The organism is Collinsella aerofaciens ATCC 25986, from assembly GCF_964237925.1.
GTDB classification, from domain to species: Bacteria; Actinomycetota; Coriobacteriia; order Coriobacteriales; family Coriobacteriaceae; genus Collinsella; species Collinsella aerofaciens_BJ.
This window is the reverse complement of record NZ_CAXSKI010000001.1, coordinates 175,569-201,318: the sequence shown is the minus strand read 5'-3', so window position 1 is coordinate 201,318 and position 25,750 is coordinate 175,569. Positions and strand designations below refer to the sequence as shown.

General features: G+C 62.3%; 16 protein-coding genes. 7 read left to right on the top strand and 9 right to left on the bottom strand.

Annotated elements, in window-relative coordinates; genetic code table 11:
• Nucleotides 1-634 precede the first annotated feature (634 nt).
• The 7 genes from pknB to ACESWY_RS00820 all read right to left on the bottom strand — a co-directional run bounded on the left by pknB (nt 635) and on the right by ACESWY_RS00820 (nt 11,559).
• Complete coding sequence (pknB, locus tag ACESWY_RS00850) at nt 635-2,596, bottom strand: Stk1 family PASTA domain-containing Ser/Thr kinase (protein ID WP_373093253.1); 1,962 nt, start codon at nt 2,594-2,596, stop codon at nt 635-637.
• 132 nt (nt 2,597-2,728) lie between these two features.
• Nucleotides 2,729-5,599: an FtsW/RodA/SpoVE family cell cycle protein gene (locus ACESWY_RS00845; RefSeq protein ID WP_373093254.1), complete on the bottom strand. Its 2,871-nt coding sequence runs from the start codon at nt 5,597-5,599 to the stop codon at nt 2,729-2,731.
• A gap of 16 nt (nt 5,600-5,615) precedes the next feature.
• Nucleotides 5,616-7,415, bottom strand: a complete 1,800-nt coding sequence (locus ACESWY_RS00840) for a Stp1/IreP family PP2C-type Ser/Thr phosphatase (RefSeq protein ID WP_373093255.1) — start codon at nt 7,413-7,415, stop codon at nt 5,616-5,618.
• Nucleotides 7,412-7,828: an FHA domain-containing protein gene (locus ACESWY_RS00835; RefSeq protein ID WP_006235180.1), complete on the bottom strand. Its 417-nt coding sequence runs from the start codon at nt 7,826-7,828 to the stop codon at nt 7,412-7,414. The genes ACESWY_RS00840 and ACESWY_RS00835 overlap by 4 nt, the downstream gene beginning before the upstream one ends.
• Nucleotides 7,829-7,834: 6 nt before the next feature.
• The gene (locus ACESWY_RS00830) at nt 7,835-8,848 is read right to left on the bottom strand and encodes an FhaA domain-containing protein (protein ID WP_195503750.1); all 1,014 of its coding nucleotides are present in this window, start codon (nt 8,846-8,848) and stop codon (nt 7,835-7,837) included.
• A complete protein-coding gene (locus ACESWY_RS00825) occupies nt 8,845-10,698 on the bottom strand; it encodes a serine/threonine-protein kinase (protein WP_373093256.1) in 1,854 nt (617 codons plus the stop codon). Before ACESWY_RS00825 ends, ACESWY_RS00830 begins: the two co-directional genes overlap by 4 nt.
• Before the next feature lie 144 nt (nt 10,699-10,842).
• A complete protein-coding gene (locus ACESWY_RS00820) occupies nt 10,843-11,559 on the bottom strand; it encodes a hypothetical protein (RefSeq protein WP_271730027.1) in 717 nt (238 codons plus the stop codon).
• Between the two features lie 115 nt (nt 11,560-11,674).
• On the opposite strand from ACESWY_RS00820, the gene dnaX reads away from it, so the two are divergent.
• Nucleotides 11,675-14,164 carry a DNA polymerase III subunit gamma/tau gene (dnaX, locus tag ACESWY_RS00815; protein ID WP_373093257.1) on the top strand — a complete coding sequence of 830 codons (2,490 nt, stop codon included), beginning with the start codon at nt 11,675-11,677 and terminating at the stop codon, nt 14,162-14,164.
• 21 nt (nt 14,165-14,185) lie between these two features.
• Here the strand turns inward: dnaX and ACESWY_RS00810 are convergent, their stop codons facing one another.
• The gene (locus ACESWY_RS00810) at nt 14,186-14,659 is read right to left on the bottom strand and encodes a hypothetical protein (protein WP_006235175.1); all 474 of its coding nucleotides are present in this window, start codon (nt 14,657-14,659) and stop codon (nt 14,186-14,188) included.
• A gap of 339 nt (nt 14,660-14,998) precedes the next feature.
• Between ACESWY_RS00810 and ACESWY_RS00805 the strand changes: the two genes are divergently transcribed.
• The 6 genes from ACESWY_RS00805 to nifJ all read left to right on the top strand — a co-directional run bounded on the left by ACESWY_RS00805 (nt 14,999) and on the right by nifJ (nt 23,805).
• A complete protein-coding gene (locus ACESWY_RS00805; RefSeq protein ID WP_006235174.1) occupies nt 14,999-15,319 on the top strand; it encodes a YbaB/EbfC family nucleoid-associated protein in 321 nt (106 codons plus the stop codon).
• 13 nt (nt 15,320-15,332) lie between these two features.
• Nucleotides 15,333-15,929, top strand: coding sequence for a recombination mediator RecR (recR, locus tag ACESWY_RS00800; RefSeq protein WP_006235173.1), 597 nt, complete (start codon nt 15,333-15,335; stop codon nt 15,927-15,929).
• A gap of 245 nt (nt 15,930-16,174) precedes the next feature.
• The gene (locus ACESWY_RS00795; protein WP_055285294.1) at nt 16,175-17,080 is read left to right on the top strand and encodes a hypothetical protein; all 906 of its coding nucleotides are present in this window, start codon (nt 16,175-16,177) and stop codon (nt 17,078-17,080) included.
• The gene (locus tag ACESWY_RS00790; protein WP_373093258.1) at nt 17,077-18,921 is read left to right on the top strand and encodes a serine/threonine protein kinase; all 1,845 of its coding nucleotides are present in this window, start codon (nt 17,077-17,079) and stop codon (nt 18,919-18,921) included. The genes ACESWY_RS00795 and ACESWY_RS00790 overlap by 4 nt, the downstream gene beginning before the upstream one ends.
• Before the next feature lie 3 nt (nt 18,922-18,924).
• On the top strand, nt 18,925-19,863 hold the full coding sequence (locus tag ACESWY_RS00785; protein ID WP_349074909.1) for an FHA domain-containing protein: 939 nt from the start codon (nt 18,925-18,927) through the stop codon (nt 19,861-19,863).
• A gap of 402 nt (nt 19,864-20,265) precedes the next feature.
• Nucleotides 20,266-23,805 (top strand): pyruvate:ferredoxin (flavodoxin) oxidoreductase, encoded by a 3,540-nt coding sequence (gene nifJ / locus ACESWY_RS00780; RefSeq protein ID WP_349074911.1) that lies wholly within the window; start codon nt 20,266-20,268, stop codon nt 23,803-23,805.
• 370 nt (nt 23,806-24,175) lie between these two features.
• Here the strand turns inward: nifJ and ACESWY_RS00775 are convergent, their stop codons facing one another.
• Entirely contained in the window at nt 24,176-25,537 is a 1,362-nt protein-coding gene (locus ACESWY_RS00775) for an ATP-binding protein (protein ID WP_368143930.1), read from the bottom strand.
• Nucleotides 25,538-25,750: the final 213 nt, after the last annotated feature.

Sequence of the window (25,750 nt, the reverse complement as noted above, 5' to 3'; positions counted from 1 at the left end):
GGCGTAGCAATCGGCCTCGCGGCCGATGGGTCCCGTTTATGGGCGGCCCTTGCGACGCGCGGCACCGCTCTCGCTGCGGCTCTCCGTAACCCTCCCATGGGTCGCATTTCGTCTAGCTCCGCTCGCGCCACCCCTCCCGTCGCCCGCATCATCAGGGCTGCATCGGTTAGAATCGTGTGTGCGATGCATCCCGTGCGCGGGCGGCCGAAGACTTGATCGGAGGTCCCCAATTGCTGAAATTCCTTAACGCGCTCGCCGCCCTTGCGACGGTCGGCACGTTCATCATTACGTTTCTTGATTCGTATGAGGTTCGGTTTAAGGTCCGTAGGCGCACGCGCGGTGCGGACGGTTCTCGGCGTTTGCGCCGCAAGCGCAAATAAAAACGGCCGGGGTTGCAGCCCGGCCGTTTAACACGTTAGAAAACTAGGCCGCCCGCGCTCCTTAACACTTACGCGGGATGCGTCGTTTTCTAGACACATTCTACCCGTCCGGCTGCGGGTCCGTCCACATTTTCCAAATCAAATCACCAGATGTCTACTGAGACACGCAAAGCGCCCGCTTGCTGGGGGAGCAAGCGGGCGCCTGTGAGCGAATATGTTTGCGGCGAAAGCCGCGATGAGCGGTGGGGTGGCGACTAGTTGTTCGTACCGGAATCGTCGCCCGTGCTCGTGCCCGAGCCCGAGCCCGAACCAGAAAGTGCGACCGTCAGCGTAATCGTGCTGTCGGTGGACTGCTTTCCAGTGGGGGAGACGCCCGTAACGGTGGCATCCTCGTTACCGCTTACGGGATTGCCGTTCTGGTCACAGAAGCCAATGTTATAGAAACCGGCGTTGTTGAGCGCGGTAACGGCGGCGGAAATGCTCTTGCCGTACAGGTTGCCCGGGACGGTGGCCTTGCCGGACTTCTTGGCGATGACGACGGTAATCGTGGCGCCGGGCTTCTGCTTGCCGCTGGGGTTCCAGCTGATCACGGTGCCCTCGGTAACCGAGTCGTTCTCCTGGTAGCTCACGTCGACACCAAAGCCTGCCATATCGAGGGCGTTGCGTGCCTGGGCCTCGGTCATGTCGGTCAGATCGGGGACGGAGGTGGTGTCAGGACCGCTGGAGACCTTATACGAGATGGTCGTGCCCTTCTCGACTTCCTTGCCGGCATCAGTGCCCTGCTCAAAGACCTGGCCTTCGTCGGCCTCGTTGGCCTCCTCGGTTGCGTTGCCCTTCAGGCCCACGCTTGCCAGCGCGGCCTCGGCCTGGTCCTTGGTCAGGCCGACGAGCTGCGGAACCTCAACTTTCTCGGAGGGCTTGGGGCCCTTGGAGATCACCAGGTTCACCTTGGAGCCCTTGGGCTTCTTAGTGTTGCCGTTGGGGGTCTGCTCGGCAACCTTGCCCTCGTCGACATCGTCGTTATAGCTCTGGTCGACAGTTCCGACCTCAAGGCCGGCCTCCTTGATCAGCTCGATAGCGGTCTGCTGGTCCTTGTTAAGCACATCGGGCACCGTAACCTGCTCGCCCCCAAAGAGCCCGGTGGCGAAGGCCACCACAACGCCAACCACGGCGATTGCGGCGACTACGGCGGCGATAATCTTGTTCTTGTTGGACTTGGGCTGATCGACCTCGTAGGAACCGGTGGAACCCGAGACGGCGCTGCGGGGGTTGGTCTGTCCGCTTACGCCCGATACGGGGCGAACCATAGCGCGCGTGGAGTCAGACAGCTCACGGGTCTTGGTAGCGCCCAGCTCACCGGGGGCGCCGATGATGCGCGTGGGCTCCGAGACGTTGACGGCACGGCCCGACAGGTAGCTGTTGAGCACCTGACGCAGCTCGTCGGCGGTCTGGAAGCGGTTTGCCGGGTCCTTCTCCATGCACTTGAGGATGATGCGCTCAAGGTCGGCGTCGACACCGGAGTTGATCTGGCTCGGCGGAATAGGCAACTCGTTGACCTGCTTGAGTGCGACCGAGATGGCGTCGTCACCGTCAAAGGGAACGCGGCCGGTGGCGCATTCATACATCACGACGCCCAGCGAGTAGATATCCGAGGTGGGGCCGAGGTCCTGACCACGGGTTTGCTCGGGGCTGACGTAGTGGGCGGTTCCCAGCACGTTGTTGTCTTGCGTGAGGTGGCTGTTCTTGGCGCGCGCGATGCCAAAGTCCATCACCTTGATGTTGCCGTCGGGCAGCACCATGATGTTCTGCGGCTTAATGTCGCGGTGGATGATCTCGTGCTTGTGGGCGACCGAAAGCGCGGAGCTGATCTGCGAGCCGATCTGGGCGACCTTCTTGGGGTCGAGGGCGCCGTGGCTCTTGATGCCGCTCTTAAGGTCGGTGCCGCGCAAGTACTCCATGACGATGTAATAGGTGTCGCCGTCCTTGCCCCAATCGTAGACGCCCACGATATAGGGGGAGGAGAGACCGGCTGCTGCCTGGGCCTCCTGCTTAAAGCGTGCGGCGAAGGTTGCGTCGCCAGCATACTGCGGCAGCATGATCTTGACGGCTACCGTGCGGTCGAGGACCTGGTCCTGTGCACGGTAGACGGTCGCCATGCCGCCTGTTCCCACCTTATCCTTGAGGAGGTATCTTCCCCCGAGGACCCTCTGTTCCATTCCTGCTCCTAACATAACTATTCGCTCAACGATGTGTGTAGTACCTACGATGTGGCCGCTGGGGCCGTGTGGCGCGTTGCCGCTAACTCTTCGGCCGCGGCGCGCCTCGGGTGTCCGATTCGATCATGGGCATCACGCTCCCTGTGCGGCAAGCGCCGCGGTCAGGACGATACCGGCGATCTTGGCCGCCTCGACGTCGTGTTGGTCGTAATCCTCCAAGGCCACCGAGATGGCGACCGTGGGTGAATCGTAGGGTGCAAAGCCGATAAACATCGAGTTGACGTTGGTGCCGCCGGTCTCGGCCGAGCCGGTCTTGCCGGCAACCTTGACGCCCGGAATCTGGGCATCGGTGCCGGTGCCGGACTGGACGACGGCGAGCATGGCCTGCTTGACCTGGTCGGCCGTGGCGGAGCTGACGGCCTGGCCCAGCGAGCGGGACTGCGTGGTCTTGACCACGGTTCCGTCCGGTGCGAGCACCTGGGAAACAAAGAACGGGTCCATGACCACACCGCTGTTGGCGATGGCCGCGGCGATCACGGCATTTTGCATGACCGTGGTCTGCGGGCCGGGTGTGTGGTCCATGCCGACGGGCTGGCCGGCACCTGCCCAGGCGGTCTCCCACTCGGTCATGAGCGACGGATCGGCCATGATGGAGGCCGTGGAGGTCAGGTCCTGGCCGAGCTTCTGGCCGTAGCCAAAGGCGTTGGCAAACTGCACGAGCGTGTTTGCGCCCACTTCGTTGGCCACCTGGCCAAAGACGACGTTGGAGGAGACGGCAAAGGCCTGCTGCAGGCTGATGGTGCCGTAGCTCTCGTTGGCGTCGTTGGTGACCGGCGCGTTGCCGATGTCCATGGAGCCGGGTGCCTGATAGGTGCTCGTGAGGCTGGCGGTTCCGGTCTCGAGTGCGGCGGAAAGCGTGACGACCTTAAAGGTGGAACCCGGGGTGTACAGCGCGTCCATGGCGCGGTCGTACATGGAGCCGTCCTCGCCGCCGCCCGTCTGCAGCAGGGCATCGATGTTGGTGTTGTCGTAGGTGGGCGAGCTGGCACATGCAAGCACCGCGCCGGTACGCGGGTCGATGACCACTACAGCGCCCTTAAAGCCCTTGAGCGCCTGCTCGGCCGCCGTCTGGATGCGCGAGTCGATGGTGAGCTTGGCGGTGTTGCCCGGCTGGGTCTGGCCCGCGAGCGACGCGATGGCGTTGTTCCAGCTGGAGTAATCCTTAGAGCCGGTGAGTGTGTCGTTCATGACACTCTCGATGGCGGTGGTGCCATACTGCTGGCTCACGTAGCCAACCACGTGCGCTGCCAGGTTACCGTTGGGGTAGGAGCGTACGTAGGTGCCGTCCTCCTGCTGCAGCGACTCGGCCAGCGTCACGCCGTCGGACGTGATGATGGAACCGCGCTGGATGTACTTGGAGCGGGCGATGGTGTGGTTGTTGGTCGGCATGTCCTGATAGTCCTTGGCCTTGATGACCTGGACATAGGTGAGGTTGCCGATAAGGATGGCGAACAGCGCCGTAAAGGCGAGCACCGCACGGGTTAGACGGTTGGCGAGCGCCACGCGGCCGAGCACACCGGATTCAGGTGTGTCGAGCAGGCGACGACGCATGCGTGAGCCGACGGAATGGCTGCCACTGCCGTAGGAAGACGAGGTGGCAAAGCGCGTGCCCGTCGGGGCGGCGGCAGATGCGACCTGATCATCGGTGATGGCGGCCATGGTGCCGGTGCCGGTAAGCTCGGCCTCGCGTCCGGTCGCCTCGTCACCGGCGCGCAGCAGGAGCGCGACGATGATAAAGCTCGCCAGCAGAGAGGAGCCGCCCTGGCTCATAAAGGGCAGGGTGACGCCGGTCAGCGGGATCAGGCGGGTTACGCCGCCAACGATCAAGAAGGCCTGGAAGCTGATGGCGGCCGTAAGGCCTGTGGCACTAAAGGCGGCGAGATCGGATTTAGCGCGGGCAGCCGTGGTGAGGCCACGCACGGCAAAGAGCATAAACAGGATGAGCACGGCGCCGCCGCCCAAAAGGCCCATCTCCTCGCCGATAGCCGAGAAGATAAAGTCGGACTCGACGACAGGGATGTTGTTGGCCATGCCGTTGCCGATGCCAACACCGACCAGACCGCCATCGGCAAGCGAGAAGAGCGACTGGACGATCTGGTAGCCCTGGCCCTGGGCGTCCTTAAACGGATCGAGCCAAACCTGGAAACGCACCTGAACGTGAGACAGGAACTTGTAGGCGCCCACGGCTCCGACGGCTAAGAGCGCAAGGCCGATAACGACATACGAAAAGCGCCCCGTGGCAACGTAGAGCATCAGCAAGAAGATGGTGTAGAACAGCACGGCCGAACCCAAGTCGCGTTCGAAGACGACGACGAGCAGACACACACCCCACACGGCAAACAGCGGCAGCAGTAGTCGCAGGCGAGGGATCTTAAAGCCCAGGATCTTGCGGTTGGAGATGGAGAGCAGCTCGCGGTTCTCGGCCAGGTACCCAGCTAGGAACAGCACGATAAAGACCTTGGCGAACTCGCCGGGCTGGATGGTAAAGCCCGCGATGCGAATCCACAGCTTGGAGCCCGAGATCGTGGTGCCGATAAAGATAGGCAGCATCAGCAGGATGATGCCGATAATGCCAAAGGTGTACTTGTAGCGCATGACCACGTCGAGGTTTTTGACCAGTGCAAGCGTTCCCACCATGAGCGCCACCGAGACAAACAGGATGATGAGCTGTGAGATGGCGAGAGCGGGGGCGAGACGCGTCACGAACGTGATGCCGATGCCCGAAAGTATAAATACGATGGGCAGGATGGCGGGGTCGGCACCGGGCGCCAAGATGCGCACGGCAATGTGGGCCGCGGCAAAGGCGGCAAAGAGGCCGATCGGTACGGCGAGTGTCTCAAAGGAGATGGCAGCGCCCGCGGTGAGGACGTACATCGCATACAGCAGGATGACGGGGAACGCCGAGGCGATGAGCAAGAGCAGCTCGGTGTTGCGGCGACTCATAAGCGGCACTCCCTTTCTAATTCTTATCGGAGGCTTCGGCCTCGGCGGACTGTTCGGCGGTTTTCTCGGAATCTGATTCGGAGGTCGATCCCTGATTGGTGTTGTCGCGAATCGTTTGCGCGTCGATCACCTGGCGGGTCTGCTCCTCGTCGATCTGGTGGCGGTACTTGGATATCGTGTCCTGCGCATCGTCGACACTTGTTTGCGGAATGCCCGCCTTGAGGCGGTTTTGCGTGTCTTCGGGCAGGTCGGACAGCTTGATGCTGGTTTCGCTTTCGAGCCAGTGGAGCTTGAGTCCGAGTGGCTTGCCGGGCAGGCCGCGCCAGACGGCGACATTGCCCTGGTAGGTACCCAGGTAGTACGAGCCGGTGACACCCGTGTAGGCCCAGATGCCAGCTGCCAGCACAAAGACGAGGGCCAGGATGGCGGCGATAGTAACGTTGCGGCGACGCACGCGTTGCGCCTCGCGCATGACGCCATCGTCAACCAGGTCAACGACTACTACGGTCACGTTGTCGTGGCCGCCGGCGGCAAGCGCCGCGTCCACAAGGTTGTCGACGCAGATTTGCGCGGTTGAGGACTGCGTGGCGATGTTCTCGATATCGCTATCGGGAATCATGCTCGAAAGGCCGTCGGAGCACAGGATCAGACGGTCGCCTTCCTCGATATGCAGAGTAAAGTGGTCGGCATACATAGCGGGGTCCGAGCCCAGCGCGCGGGTGATGACCGAACGGTTGGGGTGGACGCGAGCCTCGTCTGCCGTGATCTCGCCGGCGTCCACGAGCTCCTCCACGTAGGAGTGGTCGCGGGTCACGCGGATGAGCGTGCCCTCGTGGAGCAGGTAGGCGCGAGAGTCACCCACGTGGGCGATGGCAAGCGTGTCGTTTTCGATATAGGCGCAAGTGGCTGTGCAGCCCATGCCGGGCTTGCCCAGGCCATTCAAGGCAGCCTCGATTACGGCGGCGTTGGCGGCCTCGACGGCTGCCGCCAGGCGTGCGGCGTCGGCAGACTGAGGAGCTGTCTTGGCAATGGTCTCGACAGCGATAGAAGAGGCTACCTCGCCGGCGGCGTGACCGCCCATGCCGTCGCATACGCAAAAGAGCGGCGACTGCACCAGGTAGGAATCCTCATTGTGCGGGCGCACGCAGCCAACGTCAGAGCGGGCGCCCCACATGAGTTGCGTGGTGGTGCCGGCATCATAGGTCGAGTCGGTCTCGATGCGTTCCTCGGTCAGGGGCTCAAAGCTCATGGTCGACCCGGGGTCTTTGAGCTTGGCCTCAACGGCGGCAACGTCGATCTCTGCTGTGTCACCGGGAGAGACGGTGTCGGTCTCGGCGTTTGATTCAGAATCGCCGGTGTCCGGGGAGCCGGGCTCCTCGGACACGCGGGCGGTCGACTCGTCGTCTTGCGGGCTGACGTCTATAGGCTCGGGCGCCGGCGTAGACGCGGGCGTAACCTCGGATGCCGGGGCTATGGGAAACGCCGGCGCGGCGGGCTCGGGTGCTGCAAACACCGCAGCGCTCTCGTTGATTGCCGCGGCGACGGGCTCTGCAAAGTGAGCCGGCGCCGGGGTTGCTTCGGGCGCTGTGGGCTGTTCCGCAGCATGTGCACCGATGGGCGCCGCTACGGCATCCTCTTCGTCCTCGTTATCGGCGAGATCCGAAATATCATGCGTTACATGCGAAAGAGGCAGGGAGAACACGGTGTCCTCGGGTTCCACGGGTGCGGAGCCCGCCGGAGCGGCGTGGGCCGGCACGGCTGCGGCGGCAGCCGGTGCCTCGGTCATAGTTGCGGACTTGTTCTCCTCGTCGATCATCGACGGTTCACCTTCATGACCACATCGCCAATCTGGACTTCGTCGCCCTCACGCAGCGTCGCGGGCTCCACGAGCTGGCGGCCGTTGACGAGCGTGCCGTTAAGCGAGTTGAGGTCCTCGATGATGAGCGCCGGGCCCTGCAGCGAAAAGCGCGCATGCGAGGCCGAGACAAACGGCTCGTTGATGCAGATGTCCGAAGACGGCGAGCGGCCGACGATGACGGGGCCGAGCATGTCTACGTGGATGCCGCGGATACCGCGCGGACCCTTGTCCACATCAATCGTCCAGATAGCCGAGTCGCGGCGCTGCCCGCGCACAAGTCCCACGCCGGTCTTCATGACGGCGAACAGGAAGATATAGAGCAGGGCGACCAGGACGATGCGGCCTGCAAAAAGGACGATATCGATGTTCATAAGCGACTATCCCCTAAATTCAAAGGTACTCAGGCCAAACGTCAGCAGATCGCCGTTGCGCAGCGGGCAGCGCGTAATGCGGCGGTTGTTGACGAGCGTGCCGTTGGTGGAATTGAGGTCCTCGATCGACCAATCCGAGCCCGTAAAGGTGAGCTGGGCGTGGCGGCGCGACACGTTGGGGTCGCGCAGGGCAATGTCGGAAACTGAGCGCTCGCGACCGATGGTCACCTGTGCGGAGGTGATGCTATGGCTCTCGCCGCTCACGACGTCGACGAGCTGGGCGAGCGGGCGCTGCGGGGCGCGAGTGCTCGCCATGTTGGAGGCGATGCCGGCTGCGGCGCCTAGGCCCACGGCGGCACCGGTCGCGGCGGCTCCGCCCATGCCGGCAAGCGAGTCGCGCGAGACGGTCTGCGGCACCGGGATGGGTGCGGCGGCGGGGTCGGGGACGCTAGGCGCGAAGGGGTCTGCCACGGCAAGCGGGTCGGGAGCGGCGGCGCGAGGCGTCGGCTGCTGCTGGGGCATGGCGGCGGGGCGCTGCTGCTGCGGGGCAGCAAACTGCTGCTGGCCGGCGCGCGGGGCGCTGGCGGCACGGCTTGCCGCGGAGTTGTTCTGGCCCAGGCCGTTTTGATAGGCGCGCTCTTCTTCGTACAGGCGGCCGAGCGTGGGGGCATCGACGTTCTCGGCAAAGACCGAGAACTTGCCGGCGCGCAGCTGCGGATCGATCATAAAGCGCACGAGGGGCTCGCCGACAAAGACATAGCGGCGCTTTTCGGCCTGCGCCTTCACAAACTCGCGGACCTCGCGCGAAAGCTCGGGGTAGAACGGGGCGAGCATGGGATCGTCGTCGGCGGCGATAAGGATGGTATAGAGTGCCGGCGCCGTGTTGACGCCGTTAATCACCAGAGTCTGATCCTCCATGTCGCGAGCGGCCTGCTTAGCAAGCTTCTTAAAGGAGAACGGGGCACGGGTGGCACCGAAGATGCCGGCCACGTGGTCCTCGAAGATGTTCAGGAAGTTCACGAAAGATCACTCTCCGTATAGGTTCTTTGGTATCCGAGCAAATATAGGCATATCCCAACGATTATAGAGGATAGGATTCCCGCAACCGCCGCCTTGGCGATGACCGCGGCTGCAAGGCTGGCAATTTCCATATGGTGTGCAAGACAGAGCGACGCCGCGGTGCCTATTCCGCAGCCGGCGATGGCAGCGATTGCAGCCAGGTTCGAGCCCTGCTCGGCACGCCTGGCATGGGCGTTGAGCAGCAGAGATGTCAGTGCAGCTGTCGCCGCGACAAGCACAACGGCAGCCCAGAAGAGCATGTCTCCCAGCGCCGCGGCAACATTGCCGAGCCCCAGCACGCCTCCGGCGGAAAGCGCAACCGTAGCCAGGCGGCCAAAAAGCGCGCCCATCCCCGTGGCGGCCGCGGCGCTTGCCGGGTCGAGCCAAAAGGCAGCGATGCCGGCGGCGACCCCGGCGGCAAGGAGGGCGTCGCCCGTTAGACAGCCAAGTGCCACCGCGCAGGTGAGCGCGGCGCTCGCGGCGGCCTCGGTGCGGCCCCAGGCGATCCACCAACCGGACATGGTGGCGGCAAAGAGCACCGCGACGGGTAGCATCGACAGGATGCCCTGCGTCTGCATGGTGGCGTTGGCCATAAGTACCAAAAAGCCCACGGCCGAGATGGCCGAGCCAATTTGCGGGGCCAGGCCGGCGGCCGCCCCAATTGCGATGGCCGCGGCAATAAGTCCGGGAAGCGCCGCGACGCCAGCCGTCTGCATGATCAAAAAGCTAAAGGCACCGCACGTTAGCGCCGAGATGGCGCGCATGGTGTAATCGCGCGCGTGGCTCCAGCGCGTGCCGGCCCAGCCGAGTGCGGGGTCGACCTCGATGGTGTCGTCCTCATAGGGTAACGATTCGATATCGTCTGCCGCGCGCTCGTCATCCGACAGCTCGCCCACCATCTGCTCCAGGCTGCGACGGCCCTCGCGCACGCTGCCCAAGCCGGCGAGCAGCTGGTCGCAAAATGCCTCGATGCTGTTGGGGCGGTCTTGCGGCATGGGGGAGAGGGCGCTCATGAGCGCAGCCTCGGCTCCCGGGGGAAAGTGCGGGATGAGCTCGCTGGGGTAGGTGGCACCGCCGATGATACGGCCGAGCGAGTCGCCGGGCGTGGCGGCCATAAAGGGGGCGCTGCCGCACAGGCCCTCGTAGATCACGCAGGCGAGGGCAAAGACATCGGCGCGCTCGTCGACTGTGCCGGTCTCGATATCGAGCTGCTCGGGTGGCATGTAGCCGATGGTGCCGCCGCGCGAGCCGCCAAAGCCGCCGGCAGACGACAGTCGCGCCATGCCAAAGTCGGTGAGCTTTACGTTGCCCGAGTGGTCGATGAGCACGTTGGCGGGCTTAATATCCAGGTGGAGCACGCCGTTGCTATGGGCGAAGGTGAGCGCCTGGCCCAGCGCGTCGGCAATTGCCGCGGCCTCGTCAAAGGTGAGCGAATGGCCGTCCACGCGATGCAAAAAGTCGGCGAGCGACATGCCGTCGACATATTCCATGACGAGGTAGGCATAGGCGGTATCGTGCGTAAAGTCGATAACCTGCACGATATTGGGATGTTGAAGCATGGCGGCGGTGTGTGCCTCGCGCAGGACATCCATGATGTCGCTGGCGGGCATGCCGGCGCCGTTGATAAGGGGGATGCGCTTAATGGCGACGCGGCGGCGCAGGTGCGTGTCGCGGCAGATCTCGATGGAGCCAAAACCGCCGGTCGCAAGTGTCTCGAGCGGCTGGTACCGCTTGAGCAGCTCGCGAGAGCTGGTGCCCTCCAAAGGAACGTCCGGCGAGAACCGGGCGGTATGTTGCGGGAAAAGCGGCATGGCCAACCCTCGTGCGTTTAAAGTTCGTTTGCGAGCGGCGGGCGCGGGGCCGAGCCATTCGCGGTGGCATAGATGCTGCTAGTGTAGCACGCTCGGGCGGATGGCGAGGATAACGGGATGCGAGGCTGCCTGTCTGTCTTGGCCTTAGCGCTTCTTCTTGTTCTTCTTCTGCTTGCGCTGCTTGCCCTTGGTCTCCTGGGGCTTGTCGCCCTGCTTGGCCTCGGCGGCGGCCTTTTCAGCCTTCATCTTCTTGCGTTTGGTCTCGATGCGGAGTTTTTTGTTGATGCGCGCCTTAAGGAAGGTGCCAAACTGCTCGGCATCGCCGCGGACAAAGGTGTCCTTAGGGATCGTCACGCCCTGGTCGGCGAACATGGCCACAAAGATGCGCTCGCCGTCGAGCACGTGGTCGAGCTTCTCAAACGGGAAAAACTGCGACTTGCCGCTCTTGCCCCAAACCATCAGGCCGTCCTCGTTGGCGGCGACGCGGCGATAGCGGCCACCCATGGACTCGTCGGCCTCGACGGAATCGATAAAGTCGCGGGCGAGGGTGTGGTGCAGGTTTTTGCTCCACCAGGCCAAAAAGGCGCCGAACACGATCAACACGACGCCAAACTTGATCCAGTTGCCGCCGGCCACCAGCATGCCGATGCCGATGAGCGCGGCAATTGCCGCGGCGACATACAGCGAGCCGCGACGCCTGGGCGAGGCGACCAGGCGGGCGAAGTCGGTGACCAGGTCGTTTTCGTACTGGTACTCGTTGAGGTACAGGATGCCGTCATCGGCTGCGGCCTGCTCCTCGAGCGCGACCTCGACCTGGTCGGCTGCTTCGGAGGGAACGAGGTTGCTCTCTGCGTCTGCCATGCTCTTTGGACTCCTATCGCGGCGGGCTCGCCGTACGGGTTATTATGAATGCAGTATGCCGTGCGACCGCATGGCCGTCGCGGCAACAAGACTCAGTATACCCGGGGGAGCACCCATGGAATCGTTGTACCGAAAGTATCGCCCGCTCACCTTCGACTCCGTGGTGGGCCAGCAGCATATCGTCTCGACGCTCGAGCACGCCATCACCGAGGGACGCCTGTCCCACGCGTACCTGTTCTGCGGACCGCGCGGCACGGGCAAGACCACCATGGCGCGCATTCTGGCCAAGGCGCTGCTGTGCCGTAATGCCGAGGCAGCGCGCGCCGAGGGTGCAAGCGGCTGCATGCCCGACGGTACTTGCGAGGAGTGCGAGCTCATTGCCGAGGGCAACCACCCGGATGTCTACGAGCTCGATGCCGCAAGCCGCACGGGCGTGGACAATGTGCGCGAGGAGATCATCAACTCCGTCAACTTTGCCCCGGTGCGCGGCAAGTACAAGATCTATATCATCGACGAGGTCCACATGCTCACGACGGCGGCGTTCAACGCGCTGCTCAAGACGCTTGAAGAGCCGCCGGCACACGTGATCTTTGTGCTGTGCACCACCGACCCGCAAAAGATTCTGGAGACCATCCTCTCACGCTGCCAGCGTTTCGATTTCCATCGCATCGGCAACGAGGATATCGAGCATCGCCTGGCATACGTGTGCGAGCAGGAGGGCTTCGATTACGACGACGAGGCGCTGGCTATCGTGGCGCGCCATGCAAAGGGCGGCATGCGCGACGCGTTGTCCACGCTGGAGCAGCTGAGCGTCTTTGGCAACGGTTCTGTGCATGCGGACGACGCCCGCTCGCTTTTAGGCGAGGTTTCGGACCAGATTCTGGGCGAGTTTTCCCGCGCCATTGCCGATCGCGATGTTGCCGAGCTGTATGGGCTTATTCGCGCGCAGGTCGAGGAAGGTAACGATCTGCTGGAGCTGACGCGCGACCTGGTGGCGCACGCGCGCGACGTGTATGTTGCCTGCGTTACCGGTGCCCGTGCCGAGTTGTTTGAGGGCGGCTCCGAGCAGGCCGAGGCGCTTGCTGCCGAGGCCGCTGCCTTTGGCGAGCATCCTGCCGACCGCCTGGCTCGTGTGCTGACAGTGCTCGACGATGCCGCACTGGAGATGAGGGGCGCGAGCGACGTGCGCCTGGTGCTCGAGATTGCCTGCACGCGTCTGGCGCGTCCCGAGGCTGATTTAACGATTGAGGCATTGGCCGAGCGCGTGGCACGCCTGGAGGCCATGGTTGCCAACGCCGCCGTGCCGGCGAGCGTGGCTGCTGCTCAGGCCGCCGCGCCTGCAGCATCCGTACCCGCTGCTGCCCAACAGCCGACGCTCATTTCGGGCGCCCGCGCTGCCGCCCCGGCGGCATCCGCTGCCCCCGCTGCTACGTCCGCGCGCCAGGGCGGTATGCCTTGGGACCGTGGTGCTGCTGTTCCGGCTGCCCAGCCTTCGCCCCGTTCTGCGTCCGTGTCAGCTTCCAAGCCTGCAGCGCCTGCACCTCAGCCTGCGCCGGCTCCGACGCCTCAGCCCGTTGCGGCCCCCGCGCCTGCCATAGCTCCGGCACCTAAGCCCCAGTCCAACAATGCCGCCCAGGTTGCCGTCGCCGGTGCTGCCGAGACGCCCGCGGTCGAGGATGCCGGAGAGCTGCAGCGCAAATGGGCCGAGGTTGTCGAGCGTGTCAAGGCACGTCAGGCTTCCTACGCAGGGCTTTTGCTCAACGCCCGCGCCACGGCCGACGACGGCTCCAAGCTCACGGTCTCGTTCCCCGCGGGTTCGACTTTTGCCATTAAGATGCTCGGTCGCGCCGATACGCAGTCGGTGGTCCTGCCGACGGTCTGCGCGGTCTTCGGTCGTCGTACCGTCGACTATGTCCTGGATGGGGGTGGCACGCCGGCTCCTCAACATGAGGAGCATTCTCCATCTGCACGGGCTGCGGCATCTGCGGACCCGCAACCCGTGTCCTCGGCGGCCCCTGTATCCTCGAGCGCCAGCGCGCCGCAGCAGCAAACGGCACCGGTAGCGGCATCGACCCCGTCGGCGCCTAAGCCCGCGGCGCCCAAACCGGCTGCTCCGACACCCGCGCCCAAGCCCGTCTCGCCCGCGCCCAAGTCGTCTGACCTGGGCAAAGCCCCCTGGCTACGCTCCGACAACCCCGCCGGTGCTCCTGCCACGGGTAAGCTCCCGACCGAGCCCGCACCCCGTGCGCCCGAGCGCTCGGCTGCCCCCAAGGCTCAGCCTGTCGCGCAGTCCGCGCCGTGGGAATCCGAGCAGGTACCCTACGACGACGCCATGGTCGGCGGCTTTGCTGCCGATGCTGGCGGGGACGATCTTCCTCCGTTCGACGTGCCGGGTGCGACGCCCGCGACCAAGGACGCTGCTGTGGCACCCGCAGCCTCTGCAAACGACGACGTCCCCGCCGCTCCCTGGGAATCCAATCCCGGTGCTGGCAGCCCCTTCGGCCATCAGGGCGCAGCCCCGAGCATCCCGCAGACCGAGGACGAGGCCAAGGCCCTCATCCGCAGCGTCTTTGGCCAGGCCACCATCTTCAAGCCGGTGGAGTAGCTGCGCAGGCGGGTATACTGCTCAAGAAGAGGACCCCTTGTCCGGGCGCATCTGTATTTCGGACATGTGTAGTGTGGTGCCGCGTATGTCGCATTTGAGCAGACAGGTGCGTGACGGTCGGCCTAGGATGCTGAGGTCGATACGATACGTCGCATGGCTGTCCGTGTACTCGACTTGCTCGGCGTTAATGGTTGCTCCGATTGCCAAATAAACGCCTAGCTCGGCATCGACAATCTTGAAGTCCTTTATCTTGACCTTGAACTCTTGATAGAGGGACGGGCTGTTGTAGTAGACGGTTCGGGTTCCGTCGGTGCACTCATCGGTCGTCTCCCATTTGACGACGGGCTGGTCCGAGCTGGCTATCAGCAGTTCTGCTCCAAAAGCTATGGCATGGGTGATGACAACCAGCAATGCCCAGCCGACAAAGAGATAGAGAACCACATATGCAACGGGGTGTTTTGAGCGGATGTTTTGGAGCGCGTTGGGGGCATTCATGGGGCACCTCCAAATTACTATCTATGGCAATCAAATTATACCCTGCCGCCATGTGCGCCGCCTCGAGCAGCGGTTCGGCATTTAGCTATTTAGTGGCGCACATGAAATGCCGGATTCGGCTCTACTAGATTGAGTGTGCGATATTATGCAACCTTGCATAATTCGACCTTGCATAATCTTTGAGTGCGGTTTGTATTGGAGGACATGTATATCGACTGAGGTAACACGTCCGCCCCGCTCTCTCGCCGCGCGCCGTGGTACGATTTTTGAGTTTGAAAGTCCCGCCGTGCTCCGGCTGCCCTTGCAGCTCGGCGTGCGGCCGCACGTAAAGGAGCCATCATGGCCGGTATGAACATGCAGCAGATGATGAAGCAGGCTCGCAAGATGCAGGAGCAGCTTGCCGCCGCGCAGGAGAACCTCAAGTCCCAGACCGTCGACGCCTCTGCCGGCGGCGGCATGGTCAAGGTGACCGTTAACGGCGAGATGGAGCTCGTCAACCTCACCATCGATCCCGATGCGCTCGATCCCGAGGACGTCGATATGCTGCAGGATATGATCATGGCTGCCGTCAACGAGGCCGTCCGCGGCGTCAACGAGCTCGCCAACAAGCAGATGGGCGCCATCACCGGCGGCCTCAACATCCCGGGCATGCCGTTCTAAGACACGCATATATATGAGTGCCAACCACAGTCTGCAAAAACTGCTCGATGAGCTGGGCCGTCTGCCGGGCATTGGTCCCAAGTCGGCCCAGCGCATCGCCTATTACCTGTTGGAGGCCGACGCCGAGGAGGCGCGCCGCCTGGCCGAGGCCATCCTGGAGGTCAAGCAGGAGGTCCACTTTTGCAGCCGCTGCTTTAACTACGCCACGGCCGACGAGTGCTCCATCTGCCAGGACCCGATGCGCGATACCACTCGCATTTGCGTGGTGGGCGAGCCGCGCGATGTCCAGGCGATCGAGCGCACGGGCAGCTACCACGGCCTCTACCACGTATTGGGCGGCGTGATCAGTCCCATGGACAAGATTGGCCCCGAGCAGCTGCACATTCGAGAGCTGCTGGCACGCTTGGGCCACGAGGACATCCACGAGGTCATCATCGCCACCAACCCCAATATTGAGGGCGAGACCACGGCGAGCTATCTGGCCCGTACCATCAAGCCGTTGGGCGTCGAGGTGTCGCGTCTGGCAAGCGGCCTTCCCGTGGGCGGCGACTTGGAGTATGCCGACGAGCTTACGCTTGGCCGCGCCATCGAGGCCCGCCGCGCGATTTAGGTGGCGAGCCTGCTCCTGCCGTATGTTTTCCTCGCGACGCACGGGGTAGTCATAATTTCCCCGTGCGACTGTGAGTTTGTTGTGCAACAAAGATGCTTCGTATCCGCTTATCGCATGGATGCTTCCGCTCGCATCCTTAATTTGTCCATTCGTTGCGCAACCTTTTTGGTTCGCTGATACACTCAAATATGGATTCGAATGAATGCGCCGCTCCCGAGCGGCGTGTTTTTGTTGGAGGAGAACGCATGCGGCCCGGTGGCACTCAGACAAAGCGCGGCGCCGCGGTGCGCATACGACGCCGACTGGGCTTGGCGCCGCGGGCGTACGCACTGCTATCGTGCTCGCTGGTGCTGGTCATAGCTGGCGTTTCTGCCTATGGCATGACCGTGCCGTCCATGATGCAGGCGCATGCCGCACGCGAACCGCGCGTGGGGCATGAGGTCAAAAGCGATCTGGGCACCACGACTGGATATGCTTGGGCAAGTGTGGTCGGGCATATTGTGTTTGGCACCGACGATGCGGACGGCGCCGAGGCCCCGGACAACGAAGTCACGCTTGCCAATGGCAAAACCATCGTGCTCACCAACACCAAGATCATCGATCGATTGTCCAACAATAGCGTGGCGGCAACGGTGAATAAGGTCGAGCAGCAAAAGGAGCAGGACGCCCAGCAGTCCGGAAAGCCCGGTAGCTCGGATACTTCTGGCTCCGGCTCGGATTCATCGAGTTCGGGCGGCGGCTCTGGGTCGGGTTCCTCTACCGGAGGGCCTGGAAACGGCGGCTCGACGGGCGGCAACACTGACAACGATGCAAACTCCGGCGGCCTTTCCGCTGCTGAGGAAGAGAGCATTCACAGTTGGCTTGTGACCAAGTACAACATGCTCGACGGCTATGTTTCTCGTGCCAATGACGTGGTCTCGACCTATAACTCTACGGGAGATCCCAGGCCGTGCGACAGCCTGGTCGGGGAGATGTTTGTCATTCGAGCCGAGTTCGGTCGTCAGACATTCTCGCCCCGGTCAAGGTGGTATCAGCAGTATGCCAATCTGTGGGGCTGTTACACCAACCTATGTCAATGGGTCGGCCATTACGGCGATGATGACGTCGCGCTCGGTAACTTCAACAATAACGTGGCGGCGCTTGCCCTATGATGACCGATCTTGCATCCACCACACCACAATCGCTCGGTCGCGATCCCATGGTCGGCCTGCGCCTGGCGCGTGTCGACGGGTTTGAGCCGGCCATTGCGCTCGGTCAGGACGAACTGCCTGCCTATCTGCGTCGTTTTACGATACTGTTTGCCGACGATGCCACCATGCGCCGTGGCGGTATCGGCCGCGTGACGCGTGCTGTCAACGCCCAAGGCGAGGACGTAGCACTCAAACAGCTCATCTTGCCGACGCGCGATGAGTTTGACGACGATGCCGCCCATGAGTCGCTGGTCGCCAAGTTCAAAGCGGCATTTCGCGAGGAATATGAATGCCATCGCGCCCTTTCGGGCCTTAAGGGCTTTCCCCGCCTCTATGGCTGGGGCGAGGTTGACGGTGTGCCTGCAATTGTCATGGAATGGGTCGAGGGCGAGACGCTCGCCCGCTTGCGCTCGCGACTCGCCGTGGACGATGCCGGACGCCTATCGCCGCTTGTGGCGGCGCGCTTGGGGCGCGACCTGTTCGACCTGCTCTGCCGCATGAGCCTGGTGGGGGAGGGCTTTGTCCATCGCGATATCTCGCCCGCTAATATTATGGTGCGTACGGCGCGTTTACCGCTTGACCGGCAGCTTGCCGAGGGCACCTTTGACCTGTGCCTGATCGACTTTGGCTCGTCGCTGGCGCTCGAGCCTGCGTCGGCCGTGGCCGGTACCGGCGGCAAGGCATCCTTTACCGAGCGCTATGCCACGCTGCGTCGCGCGACGGTGGCCTACGCTCCGCCCGAGATGCTCACCGACGATATTCCCGACCTGCGCGCTTTGCGTATGTCGCCGGCGATCGACGTCTATGCCGCGGCAAGCACGGTTTACGAGCTCATTGCCGGCGTCGCGCCATACGAAGCCGCGCCGAGCACTTCGGGCACCTCGGGTTCGCGCAAAAAGACGCGCGACATCGCGAGCCCCTACCGTCTCAAGATGGACACGCGGCCCGGCTATCCCATTGGTGCCCATGCGCCCGGTTGTGATTTGACTCAGCTGCTTCGTCGTGAGCCCGATGTGGCGCTCGCCGCGGCCGAGCAGGCCCAGCAGCTAGGGCTTGAGCCGGATTCCGAAGAGCTACGCGATGCGCTGGCGTTTGTCGATGCCCAGCTGTTCGACGTGGTGATGGCCTGTCTGTCCAGCCATCAAAAAGATCGTCCCGAGCCGGCGGCGGTCGAGGCGGCGCTCTCGGCGTTTTGTGACCACTATGCGCAAAATGTCGGTCGTTCGCTCCGCGGCGAGCCGCTCACGCCGTGCCCCATGGATGCGTCCGGCCGCGCGGTTCGTCGCACGGCGATGATCGGTGCGGCGGTCGTTTGCAGCGTGGTTTGGGCTGTGGTCGTGGTTTCGGCCGCGCTGCTGGCGTCGGACGCCCGCGTGACGGCGACTTTGGGGTCGCTCGTGTGGTCTGGGTCGCTACCGGGTATTATTGCCGCACTGGCGTTGGCACTGCCAGGCATAGCCGGCGTTGTCACGGGGGCATTTGCGCGCAATCGGCGCTCGGGGTTCCTGCAGGGTGTGCTTGCGCTTTCTGCCTGCGAGGTTCCGGTGTTGGTTGTGGCTGCATGTAGCGTATTTTCCCAACGCGCCGTGATGGGCGGCCTTGTTGCCGCTCTGGTTGCAACCTATACGCTTACGTGGTTTTTGCTTGCGATGGGCTTTGCCTTTGAACTTCCCGTTTCGGCACCGCGACGCACAAAAGCCCAGATGGCGACTCCGCTTGCCGGTGGAGCCGCAGCTGCCCGTACTTTTGGCGGACCTGTCGAAGTATCGTCCGATTCTATTTCTACGACCAAGGAGGCCTAGGTCATGGCATCTCAAGTTGAGCTCACCCCATGCGGGGCCATGTTTGACATCTTTAAGCGCACGGCGCATCTGAGCCATATCGAGCTGTGCGGCTTGGTGCTTTCGTCCCGTCCGCTCGCCGACGGCCGCAGCCCGCAGAGCCGAGCCGCCGATCGCTCTTGGGTTTCCCGCTTTATCGTTCGCGCGCCGGTCGGCACGCTTCAGCAGCGCTACTTTGCCGAATACGGTACCTCGGCTGCGCGTATTATGTCGCAACTGGCCCTGCGCCAGCGCAATCCCATGGACTCCACGGCTGTGATCAATATGGTGTGCGGTCCTGCAGGTGAACCGATGGTACGCGCGCTCGAAGAGTGCCACCAGGACACGAATCTCTATCGCAACGCGCTCGATCGCCTGTCCCAGGCGGCGGAACTCATGCCCGCCGAGCGCGCCGAGGCCGTGCTGGTGCTGTTTGTCGCCGTCGGTTGTTCGGCGGATGTGCGGTCCTCGGTGAACTATGCCATCGACTACGCGCACGCGACCTGTGGCGGAGGCACATCCACGCCTCGTTCGCTTGGCATGTCGATGACCGCGGGCGAACGCGAACCCGCCCCGGCACACCCCTTGGGCTTGCTGCGCATACAAAACAGTTTTGTCGTGAGCGCCCCGCGCTGGATTCAGCCGAGTGAGCAGGGTGTTGAGATTGGCGCGCTGGCCACTGGTGAGGGCGATATTACCGACGTCGGCGACGATGTCTCGGCCCGCCATGCCCATATCTGGTGCGATGCTCAAAATATCTGGCACGTCGAGGACTTGTCGTCCACCAACGGAACCGTGGTGGTAAACGGGGCCACGCGCGTCTGCATTCAGGTCGAGCCCGGTCGTTCCGCCCAACTTAATCCCGGCGACGAGCTCAAACTCGGCGAATCCACTACCTACGCCATCCTCTTCGGTGCCCTCTAGCCAGTCCCGCCAAATGGTCCCTCCGTCCCCAAGGGATCATTTTGCTCCCGGCAGTCACCCGAGGTAAACCTTTACCGCCCGCCTATATTTGCCGAAATTACACTTGACGGCGGGGTACAATAAACCCGCATGCGGATTTCCGTTGCGGGCGCTTCCCATCGCCGGGGCGTGCCCGGGAGCATCCGGCATGCGGCCTTTGCGGCGCTCGGTCATGTGCAAGACGGGCGGTCGGGTCTGTGGGGCGCATCAGTTGCCCCTCGCCTCGGCATGTCTTCTCTCCACGCCACGTACCTGCTGCTGAGCCTGCCTGCCAGATGATTGGAAGCAACAGCGTAAATCCCATCACTCCAATATCCCGGCAATCGCCGGGGCCTGTATACCTATATGAGAGGAGAGGGGTATATGGCGCGTAAGTTTAAGTCTATGGACGGCAACGAGGCAGCCGCATATGTTTCGTATGCGTACACCGAGGTAGCGGGAATCTATCCCATTACGCCGTCCAGCCCGATGGCCGACCATGTTGACCAGTGGGCGGCCCAGGGTCGCAAGAACATCTTCGGCACCCCGGTCAAGGTCGTCGAGATGGAGTCCGAGGCAGGTGCGGCCGGTACCGTTCACGGTTCGCTGGGCGCCGGTGCTCTGACCACCACCTACACGGCTTCTCAGGGTCTGCTCCTGATGATCCCGAACATGTACAAGATCGCGGGCGAGCAGCTCCCGGGCGTCTTCCACGTCTCCGCGCGTTGTGTCGCTTCCCACGCCCTGAACATTTTTGGCGATCACTCCGACGTCATGGCCTGTCGTCAGACCGGCTTCGCCATGCTCGCCGAGGGCAACGTCCAGGAGGTCATGGACCTCTCGCCGGTGGCTCACCTCGCCGCCATCGAGGGAAAGACCCCGTTCCTTAACTTCTTCGACGGCTTCCGCACCAGCCACGAGATCCAGAAGGTCGCCATGTGGGACTACAAGGATCTGGCCGAGATGTGCGACATGGACGCCGTCCAGGCTTTCCGCGACCACGCGCTCAACCCTGAGCACCCGCGCACCCGCGGTAGCCACGAGAACGGCGATATCTTCTTCCAGAACCGTGAGGCCTGCAACAAGGTCTACGACGAGCTTCCCGCCGTCGTCGAGGGCTACATGAAGAAGATCAACGAGAAGCTCGGCACCGATTACGGCCTGTTCAACTACTACGGCGCTCCCGATGCCGATCGCGTCGTCGTGTGCATGGGCTCCTTCTGCGACGTGCTCGAGGAAGTCATCGACTACCTCAACGCTCACGGCGAGAAGGTCGGCCTGGTCAAGGTTCGTCTGTTCCGTCCGTTCTCCATCAAGCACTTCGTCGACGTTCTCCCCGAGACCGTCCAGAAGATCGCCGTCATGGACCGTACCAAGGAGCCGGGTTCCATCGGCGAGCCGCTCTACCAGGACGTCGTCTCCGCTCTCTACGAGGCCGGCAAGACGGGCATCAAGGTCGTCGGCGGCCGTTATGGCCTGGGCAGCAAGGACACGCCTCCCGCGTCCGCGTTCGCTGTCTTCGAGGAGCTCAAGAAGGACGAGCCCAAGCGCGAGTTCACCATCGGCATTGTCGATGACGTGACCAACCTGAGCCTGCCCGAGGCCGAGGATGCGCCCAACACCGCAGCCCCCGGCACCATCGAGTGCAAGTTCTGGGGTCTGGGTGGCGACGGTACCGTCGGCGCCAACAAGAACTCGATCAAGATCATCGGCGACCACACCGACAAGTACGTCCAGGCCTACTTCCAGTACGACTCCAAGAAGACCGGCGGCGTCACCGTCTCGCACCTGCGCTTTGGTGATTCCCCGATTCGCTCGCCGTACTACGTGACCAAGGCCGACTTTGTCGCCTGCCATAACCCCAGCTACATCGTTAAGGGCTTCAAGATGGTCCGCGACGTCAAGCCGGGCGGCACCTTCCTGGTCAACTGCCAGTGGAGCGACGAGGAGTTCGCCGAGCACATGCCCGCCGTGGCCAAGCGCTACATCGCGAACAACAACGTCAACGTTTACCTGATTGACGCTATCGACCTGGCCGCCAAGGTCGGCATGGGCAAGCGCACCAACACGGTACTCCAGTCCGCCTTCTTCGCGCTGGCCAAGGTCCTGCCCGCCGAGGACGCCCTGCAGTACATGAAGGACGCGGCTACCAAGTCCTACATGAAGAAGGGCCAGGCCATCGTCGACGCCAACCACAAGGCCATCGATGCCGGCGCTACCGCTTTCCGTAAGTTCGAGGTTCCGGCCGACTGGGCTACCGCCGAGGATGCCGCTCCCGTCGAGCTCTCCGAGGAGACCAAGTCCGCTATCGCCCAGCAGGTCAAGAACCTGCTCGAGCCCATCGATCGCATGGACGGCGACAGCCTGCCTGTTTCCGCCTTCGTCGATTGCGCCGACGGCCAGTTTGAGCTGGGCGCCTCCGCATACGAGAAGCGCGGCGTCGCCGTGGTCGTTCCCCACTGGGATGAGACCAAGTGCATCCAGTGCAATCAGTGCGCCTACGTGTGCCCGCATGCCACCATCCGTCCGTTCGCGATGACCGAGGACGAGGCTGCCGCCGCGCCCGAGGCTACCCGCACGCTCGACGCCATGGGCCCCAAGGCCAAGGGCATGAAGTTCACCATGGCCGTGTCCCCGCTCGACTGCATGGGTTGCACCAACTGCGTCAAGGTTTGCCCCAAGGGCGCCCTCGAGATGGTTCCCACCGAGCAGGAGATGGACCAGCAGCCCGTTTGGGACTACATGGTCGAGAACGTCTCCGAGAAGAAGGAGCTCATCGCGGCCAACGTCAAGGGTAGCCAGTTTAAGCAGCCCTACCTGGAGTTCTCGGGTTCCTGCGCCGGCTGCGCCGAGACCGCCTATGCACGTCTGGTGACCCAGGTCGCTGGCGACCGCATGTTCATTTCCAACGCCACCGGCTGCTCCTCCATTTGGGGCAACCCCGCTGCCACCGCTCCTTACTGCAAGGACAAGGACGGTCACGGCCCGGCGTGGAACAACTCCCTGTTCGAGGACAATGCCGAGCACGGTCTGGGCATGGCCGTTGGCTATGAGGCCGTTCAGCACAAGCTGATCGCCGCTACCCAGGACATCATCGCTGCTGATGGTCCGTCCGATGAGCTCAAGGCCGCCGGCCAGGCTTGGATTGACTCCGTCAACGACGCCGAGGCCTCCAAGACCGCTGCCGCTGCTTACGTTGCCGAGCTCGAGAAGTGCGGCTGCGACGCTTCCAAGGCGATCCTCGCCGACAAGGCTTACCTCACCAAGAAGTCCTTCTGGATCTTTGGCGGCGACGGCTGGGCCTACGACATCGGCTTCGGCGGCCTGGACCACGTCCTGGCTTCCGGCCACAACGTCAACGTCTTCGTCTTCGACACCGAGGTCTACTCCAACACCGGCGGTCAGGCCTCCAAGGCCTCGAACCTGGGCCAGGTCGCTCAGTTCGCCGCTGCCGGTAAGGTGACCAAGAAGAAGTCCCTGGCCGAGATCGCCATGAGCTACGGCTACGTCTACGTGGCGCAGGTCGCCATGGGCGCCAACCCGGCTCAGACCCTCAAGGCCATTCACGAGGCCGAGGCCTACGACGGCCCGTCTCTCATCATCGGCTACAGCCCCTGCGAGATGCACTCCATCAAGAAGGGTGGCATGCAGAACTGCCAGGCCGAGATGAAGAAGGCTGTCGAGTGCGGTTACTGGAACCTCTTCCGCTTCAACCCCGAGGCTGCTGCCGGCAAGAAGTTCTCGCTCGATTCCAAGGAGCCCGCGGGCGGTTATCAGGAGTTCCTGATGAACGAGGCCCGTTACGCTTCGCTGACGCGTTCCTTCCCCGAGCGCGCCGAGGAGCTCTTCAAGGAGAATGAGCAGGCCGCCATGGACCGCTATCAGCACCTGCTGAAGCTCAAGACGGTGTACAACGAGGCCTAGGTCTCTCACCGCAGGATCTGAGGGCTGACCTTCGCGGACGTCCTCGGACATGAAAGAACCCCCGCTGCGCACTACGTGCGGCGGGGGTTCTTTCGTCCTGCGGAGTGTCCGCGAAGGTCAGCCCTCAGATCCTGCTACGACTACGTCCTTGGATTGTGTGGCTGAATGAAGGACGTGGTTGGTGGGGCCTTTTGTCCCGGTCGCTGTTTCGCGGCTTTGCCGCGAAAGGCGCGTTGCTTTGGGGATGGATGGGGGGCGGGGTTGTTGCGGCTTCTTATCCCTTTGCTTTTTCGCGGCTTTGCCGCGAAACGCGCAGCACCTTGGGAAATGCATTGATGCGTGGACGGGGCTGGATTGAGGATTCAAATGGCTAGAGAGATATGGGCGCGAACGAGAAATCGTTATTGGGGTCATCCTTTTCCATAAACTCATCGAGACAAAACGTCATGTAGATTGGAACGTACAGAACCTTGCCCTCTTTGCTGAGGTTCTCGTGGCTCAGTACAACGGCCTCGGGAATTTTGTACTCGCCCACACTCATCAGACGATCGAGAGCCGCATGCGCTCGAACCTTCTTGCCCGATTTGACCTCGATTGGGACAACATGCCCGTGGGCGCCTTCGATCACAAAGTCAACTTCACCGACCTCACGCGTTTGGTAGTACCATGCATCCGCCCCGAGGGCAACGAGTTCCTGCGCGACCACGTTCTCATAGAGACCACCAAGGTTGGGAGTTTTCATATCAAGATAGACAGAGCGTGCAGTGCTGCCGGGGTATCGCGATGCGAGCATGCCTGTATCAGACTCGTATAGTTTGAAGGCTGTCGTTTTCTCCGTCCTCTTGAGAGGACTCCGTGGCTCCGTCACCCTGGCGACCATCAATCCAACACCTGCGTTAACAAGCCACAGGAAATCCTGCTCATATTTTTTAAGGCGAGCTCCCTCACCCAGAGACGAAACAACAAAGCGATGAGACTCCGCCTCAAGCTGAACGGGAATTTGCTCAAAAATCGACCGAACGTTAAACGCTCGAGTCGATGCATATTTTGAGATATCGCTTTTGTACTGATCGACCAGCTGAGTTTGAAGCTCACGTGTGCTCACGAGCGAATAACCCGAATCAATATAGTTCTGAACGACCTCCGGCATACCGCCGCAAACGATATAAGCTCTATAGTTCTTGAGCATCGCCTCATGAATATAGTTTTCGACAGGATGTTTCTCGACAAGGCAGCTGCGAATGCCTGCAAGCACATTCTCGCTGACGCTGTTTGCCCAACAAAACTCTTCAAAATCCATCGGGCGCATAACAATGTGCTCTACATACCCCACCGGAAAAGAAGAGATCCCCTTAAACTCAGTCCCAAGCATAGACCCCGAGAAGACATAGCTAAAGCGCCCATCCTCGACCAACGCCTTCATGAGTGTAACGATCTGCGGATACTCCTGAATCTCATCGACAAAGACAAGCGTATCGCCCTCAACAAGCGGCGCATCCGCAAGAAGGGCTACGCGGTTGATAAAGTCAACGGAGTTCTTTGCGCCAACAAGTGCATTCCTTGCTTCGACATCGAGTAGTAAATTGACCTCAAAATACGACGCGTAGTTGCTTTTTCCAAACGCGCGAATCGCATAGCTCTTGCCAATCTGACGCGCACCAGTAACGAGTAATGCCTTATTGGAGTTATTCTTCCAGCTCAAAAGCCTATCAGTGACCTTACGGCGTAGCATTAAACCCCCAAATGACAAAAATTAACAGATAGAATCGCCTAAAATCATACAAAAATTGGCAGATAATATTGTCGTAAATATACAAAAATTGGGAGATAGCAAAGGTTCGAATAGGCCTCAAAGCCGCTGAAACAGTGCTCTACTTTGCGAAGGGGCTGGGGACGCTGTTGGGTGCGTCTCCAGCCCTCTGATTCTTACTTTGGATCCCGATGG

What these genes read in the sequence shown, in the direction of transcription:
- pknB (WP_373093253.1), bottom strand. Translation starts at nt 2,596, where the DNA reads ATGGAACAGAGGGTCCTCGGGGGAAGATACCTCCTCAAGGATAAGGTG.
- ACESWY_RS00845 (WP_373093254.1), bottom strand. Translation starts at nt 5,599, where the DNA reads ATGAGTCGCCGCAACACCGAGCTGCTCTTGCTCATCGCCTCGGCGTTC.
- ACESWY_RS00840 (WP_373093255.1), bottom strand. Translation starts at nt 7,415, where the DNA reads ATGATCGACGAGGAGAACAAGTCCGCAACTATGACCGAGGCACCGGCT.
- ACESWY_RS00835 (WP_006235180.1), bottom strand. Translation starts at nt 7,828, where the DNA reads ATGAACATCGATATCGTCCTTTTTGCAGGCCGCATCGTCCTGGTCGCC.
- ACESWY_RS00825 (WP_373093256.1), bottom strand. Translation starts at nt 10,698, where the DNA reads ATGCCGCTTTTCCCGCAACATACCGCCCGGTTCTCGCCGGACGTTCCT.
- ACESWY_RS00820 (WP_271730027.1), bottom strand. Translation starts at nt 11,559, where the DNA reads ATGGCAGACGCAGAGAGCAACCTCGTTCCCTCCGAAGCAGCCGACCAG.
- dnaX (WP_373093257.1), top strand. Translation starts at nt 11,675, where the DNA reads ATGGAATCGTTGTACCGAAAGTATCGCCCGCTCACCTTCGACTCCGTG.
- ACESWY_RS00810 (WP_006235175.1), bottom strand. Translation starts at nt 14,659, where the DNA reads ATGAATGCCCCCAACGCGCTCCAAAACATCCGCTCAAAACACCCCGTT.
- ACESWY_RS00805 (WP_006235174.1), top strand. Translation starts at nt 14,999, where the DNA reads ATGGCCGGTATGAACATGCAGCAGATGATGAAGCAGGCTCGCAAGATG.
- recR (WP_006235173.1), top strand. Translation starts at nt 15,333, where the DNA reads ATGAGTGCCAACCACAGTCTGCAAAAACTGCTCGATGAGCTGGGCCGT.
- ACESWY_RS00795 (WP_055285294.1), top strand. Translation starts at nt 16,175, where the DNA reads ATGCGGCCCGGTGGCACTCAGACAAAGCGCGGCGCCGCGGTGCGCATA.
- ACESWY_RS00790 (WP_373093258.1), top strand. Translation starts at nt 17,077, where the DNA reads ATGATGACCGATCTTGCATCCACCACACCACAATCGCTCGGTCGCGAT.
- ACESWY_RS00785 (WP_349074909.1), top strand. Translation starts at nt 18,925, where the DNA reads ATGGCATCTCAAGTTGAGCTCACCCCATGCGGGGCCATGTTTGACATC.
- nifJ (WP_349074911.1), top strand. Translation starts at nt 20,266, where the DNA reads ATGGCGCGTAAGTTTAAGTCTATGGACGGCAACGAGGCAGCCGCATAT.
- ACESWY_RS00775 (WP_368143930.1), bottom strand. Translation starts at nt 25,537, where the DNA reads ATGCTACGCCGTAAGGTCACTGATAGGCTTTTGAGCTGGAAGAATAAC.